The 3,341-nt window shown below is 39.6% G+C and carries 4 protein-coding genes and 1 pseudogene; 2 read left to right on the top strand and 3 right to left on the bottom strand.

The genetic code is table 11. The features are described 5' to 3' along the window. The coding region (locus I4641_RS23535; protein WP_229643018.1) for a helix-turn-helix domain-containing protein at nucleotides 1-374 on the bottom strand (374 nt) is incomplete at its 3' end. Between the two features lie 136 nt (nucleotides 375-510). Between I4641_RS23535 and I4641_RS23530 the strand changes: the two genes are divergently transcribed. After that, the gene (locus tag I4641_RS23530; protein ID WP_229643017.1) at nucleotides 511-849 is read left to right on the top strand and encodes a type II toxin-antitoxin system RelE/ParE family toxin; all 339 of its coding nucleotides are present in this window, start codon (nucleotides 511-513) and stop codon (nucleotides 847-849) included. Next, nucleotides 842-1,132: an addiction module antidote protein gene (locus I4641_RS23525; RefSeq protein ID WP_229643016.1), complete on the top strand. Its 291-nt coding sequence runs from the start codon at nucleotides 842-844 to the stop codon at nucleotides 1,130-1,132. The genes I4641_RS23530 and I4641_RS23525 overlap by 8 nt, the downstream gene beginning before the upstream one ends. Nucleotides 1,133-1,215: 83 nt before the next feature. Here the strand turns inward: I4641_RS23525 and I4641_RS23520 are convergent, their stop codons facing one another. Both I4641_RS23520 and I4641_RS23515 read right to left on the bottom strand, forming a co-directional pair. Next, on the bottom strand, nucleotides 1,216-1,506 hold the full coding sequence (locus I4641_RS23520; protein WP_229642351.1) for a hypothetical protein: 291 nt from the start codon (nucleotides 1,504-1,506) through the stop codon (nucleotides 1,216-1,218). 61 nt (nucleotides 1,507-1,567) lie between these two features. Next, a pseudogene (locus I4641_RS23515) lies at nucleotides 1,568-3,341 on the bottom strand (hypothetical protein); the annotation flags it as partial.

The following is a 3,341-nucleotide window of genomic DNA, read 5'->3' as shown; positions in this document are numbered from 1 at the left end:
ATCGCTCTTTTTTTTCCCTGATTATAACCTAAACTAGGTGCGTCTAAGCTTACCACAGTAATCTTTGCCTCTGAACGATTATCGGGTTTTGGTTTGACTACGATTTCGATATCATTACCCAAGGCATTGAGAAAACGCAGCAATCGAGCTGTAGAAAAGCCACTTAGTCTACCCCTGGTTAAAGCAGAAACTTTGGGCTGATCGATGCCTAACAGTTCGGCTGCTTGCATTTGAGTGAGATTTTTTTGTTCGATTAGAGAACTGATTAATGATGCTAGTTCGGCTTTTAACAATCTCTCTTCAGGATTGGATAAACCCAAATCGGCAAATACATTACCGCTAGTGCCTACCCGTACTTTGATATCTTCAGTCATGATAGATTTTTATGTCTTTCGTTTTACCAAGTTTCTTTTAGAATGCCATTGATCGCGATCGCATTGTTGGATTTTTTTAGTACAAAACTATATGATAAAATCGAATAATCTGTAGTCTACAAGCTACAAAATAAAGATGGAAGCTCAAGAGAAAACCATACTCATCTATGTAAAACGAGATGGGAAAATACCTTTTACTGATTGGCTCGAATCTTTGCGAGACAGAAAATCGAGAGCCATAATCAGGACTAGAATCAATCGTATTCGATTGGGTAATTTAGGTGATTGTAAAACCGTTGGCGGAGGAGTGAGCGAGCTAAGAATTAATTTTGCTGGTGGCTATCGAGTTTATTTTGCTCAACAAGGAAACACAATGATAATTCTGTTATGTGGTGGAGACAAAAGTAGTCAGCGCAAAGACATCGAACAAGCAAAACTATATTGGCAAGATTACCAGGAGCGCGGTGATGACTAGAAGCATAAACTATCGAGATGATTTACTAAAATCTTTAACTGACCCCGAAGAAGCTAAAGAGTACCTTAATGCTGCTTTAGAAGATGAGAATCCTGAAGTATTTTTATTGGCACTTAGAGACATTGTTGATGCTAATAGCAGTATGACTCAATTGGCACTAGATACCAATCGCAATCGAGAAAGCTTATATAAAACCCTGTCAGAAAAAGGTAATCCACAGCTTAATAGCATTCGCAGTATTTTAAGCAATTTGGGGTTTAAGCTGGCGGTAGAGGTAAATTAATCTAATGTGCGAAATACCTTCTTCTACCTCGTGAGAAGTGCCTTTTTCAAGACCTATACCGCTTTTATCAACCTCTTTTTCGTCTATAAACCTAGAAAATTTCTACGCCGATTGCGTTTTTGTAAGCCTTTTTTCATAGATTTTTTTAATTGTCTAAGTTTCTGTCGTGATACTGTATTTGAGGCTAAAGGATAACGTCCAAGATGATGATATTCGCTCAAATTAACAACTAGAACATAAGGTGCATCTATATCACTTTCAGATTCTAGATGTTCCCTGATAAAGTATGTCTTTTTAGGATGCTTCTTGAAATATTCTCGGTCAATACGCTGTACTTCTTCATTATGCAAACCAGTAAGTGCGTTGAGAGACATAAGATAAATATTAAAAGATACTTACTAATTATATTAAGCAGCATCAAACCTTTTTTAAAACTTAAGGAGGGGGTGAAGGTATAAACTGCCCAGACTTAGCTCCAACGCGAGCTAAAATAGACCTGACACGCTCAAAAGCTTTTTGAGCAGTCTGTTGGTATTCGGGGGTCTTTCGCTCTTCTTCAAGCTGCTTAATCTCCTTATGTCGTTGCTGTAATCGCTGCTCATTCAAATCGATTGAAGCAAGTTTCTCTGAATTTCGTAGTTTTAAAATCGGTTTTGGCTTTGATTGCGGTCTGGTAATTTCAGGCGATCGCTCTGGCTGCGTTAGATCTCCAAAAATATTTTTTTGTTTTTTGGAATTGGCTTCAAAAACCTTCATATAGGGCAAGGTGTGTAATTCCTTTCGCTGTATAGTTTCTAGCGATTCAGTTTTGGCAGTTTCCCTAAAAGGTGTGTAATTGCTTGCTCTGACTGGGTTTTGAGGGTGTTTCGGCTCTACATCCAAAACTGGTTGAGACTCTTCTTTTTCGGTCTGGGGTATGACGATTTCTGCTGCTTCTGGCTGAGGATCGTTAACTGTTTCTACTATCTCTATTTCTTCAACTGAAGTTTCGATTTTTGGTTCTATGGCGATCTTGTCGGGTTCGTTCTGCGCGATCGCTTCTACGGGGGTAATAACTATCGCTGATTCCATTGCTAGAGTTAGTACTGGTAGCCACAATGCTTTATAGTTTGGCTTCTTAAGAGTGTCATGGCTAAAGCCTACTTGAAAAATTTCTTTGGATTTATCTATCAGGAATTTTAGAAAGGCTGTTTTAGTAGCAGGAACAAACTCCAATACTTTTTTGATTTCTTCTAGTACTGCCTTTAATCGCTGTATAGTGTTTAGTTTGGTGTTTTCGTTGCCATTCACTACACCGCTTCTAGTCTCATTGAAAGCATCTTTCCAAGCAATCTCTCTCTTGGGAGTACTACCTAGCTTCCAGTAGTATTGCTCGGCGTTCTTGGCACGTTCTCTACAGCGTCGCTCGATATTGTATTTATGATTGCAGTACTCGGTATAGCCAGGAGAATTTAAAGCAGTAGCTAAAACGTACTGGTAAAGCTTGTCACCTTCTAAGCCCAAAAATACTACGCCGTAGGTGGCAATAATTCTTAACAGTTCGTTGGTTTGTCCTGCACCAGTCCAACCTGGTTTGATGGAAAATTCTAGATCTGCTTTCCACTCGGCAACCTTGCTCTTGTTCCTGACGTTGAAAAAGCCAAACCGTTCTTTCTCGACCGACTCCCGCGCAGCCAGCAGTTTTTCTTGGAATTCTTCATCAACTATATTTTTCCTCGCTGAGAAGTCCATATATGCGATGAAATCAAGGAAGTTATCGCTAATTGGTTCTAAGTCATCACCCAGTAACAAACTACCTGAATTTTGCTGTAATGGTAGTCTGTGGGCTTTGTAGTTAGTGACTTGGTTTTTGTTGTAGAACTTACAGTTAGGAAATAGCTCTAGATGTCCATCTTCTGTTTTTATTTCTGCTCTCTCGACAATCCGCTTAATTAAGCAAGCTAGGTTAAAGGTGTCCACTGCTTCGGATAGGGCAAAGAAGATGTGTAATCCCTTGCTGTAGCTGGACTGGACAAAGGTAGGACTAATTAAACCTGATTCTTCGCAAACATCTAGTAGTTTTTGAAAAGTCTCTGGATTCTCGGCGGGGTGGACGTTCCCTAAAGTATCTATATCGATTAGACAGTAATTAACAACGCTGCCTTTGTTGGTGTCAAACCGCACTCCCACCAGGGAATCTGGATCTACAAATCGTCTGAGTAAGGTTCTG

This window comes from Waterburya agarophytonicola KI4 (assembly GCF_020640915.1).
GTDB classification, from domain to species: domain Bacteria; phylum Cyanobacteriota; class Cyanobacteriia; order Cyanobacteriales; family Xenococcaceae; genus Waterburya; species Waterburya agarophytonicola.
This window is presented reverse-complemented; position numbering and strand designations above follow the sequence as displayed.

What these genes read in the sequence shown, in the direction of transcription:
- I4641_RS23525 (WP_229643016.1), top strand. Translation starts at nt 842, where the DNA reads ATGACTAGAAGCATAAACTATCGAGATGATTTACTAAAATCTTTAACT.
- I4641_RS23530 (WP_229643017.1), top strand. Translation starts at nt 511, where the DNA reads ATGGAAGCTCAAGAGAAAACCATACTCATCTATGTAAAACGAGATGGG.
- I4641_RS23520 (WP_229642351.1), bottom strand. Translation starts at nt 1,506, where the DNA reads ATGTCTCTCAACGCACTTACTGGTTTGCATAATGAAGAAGTACAGCGT.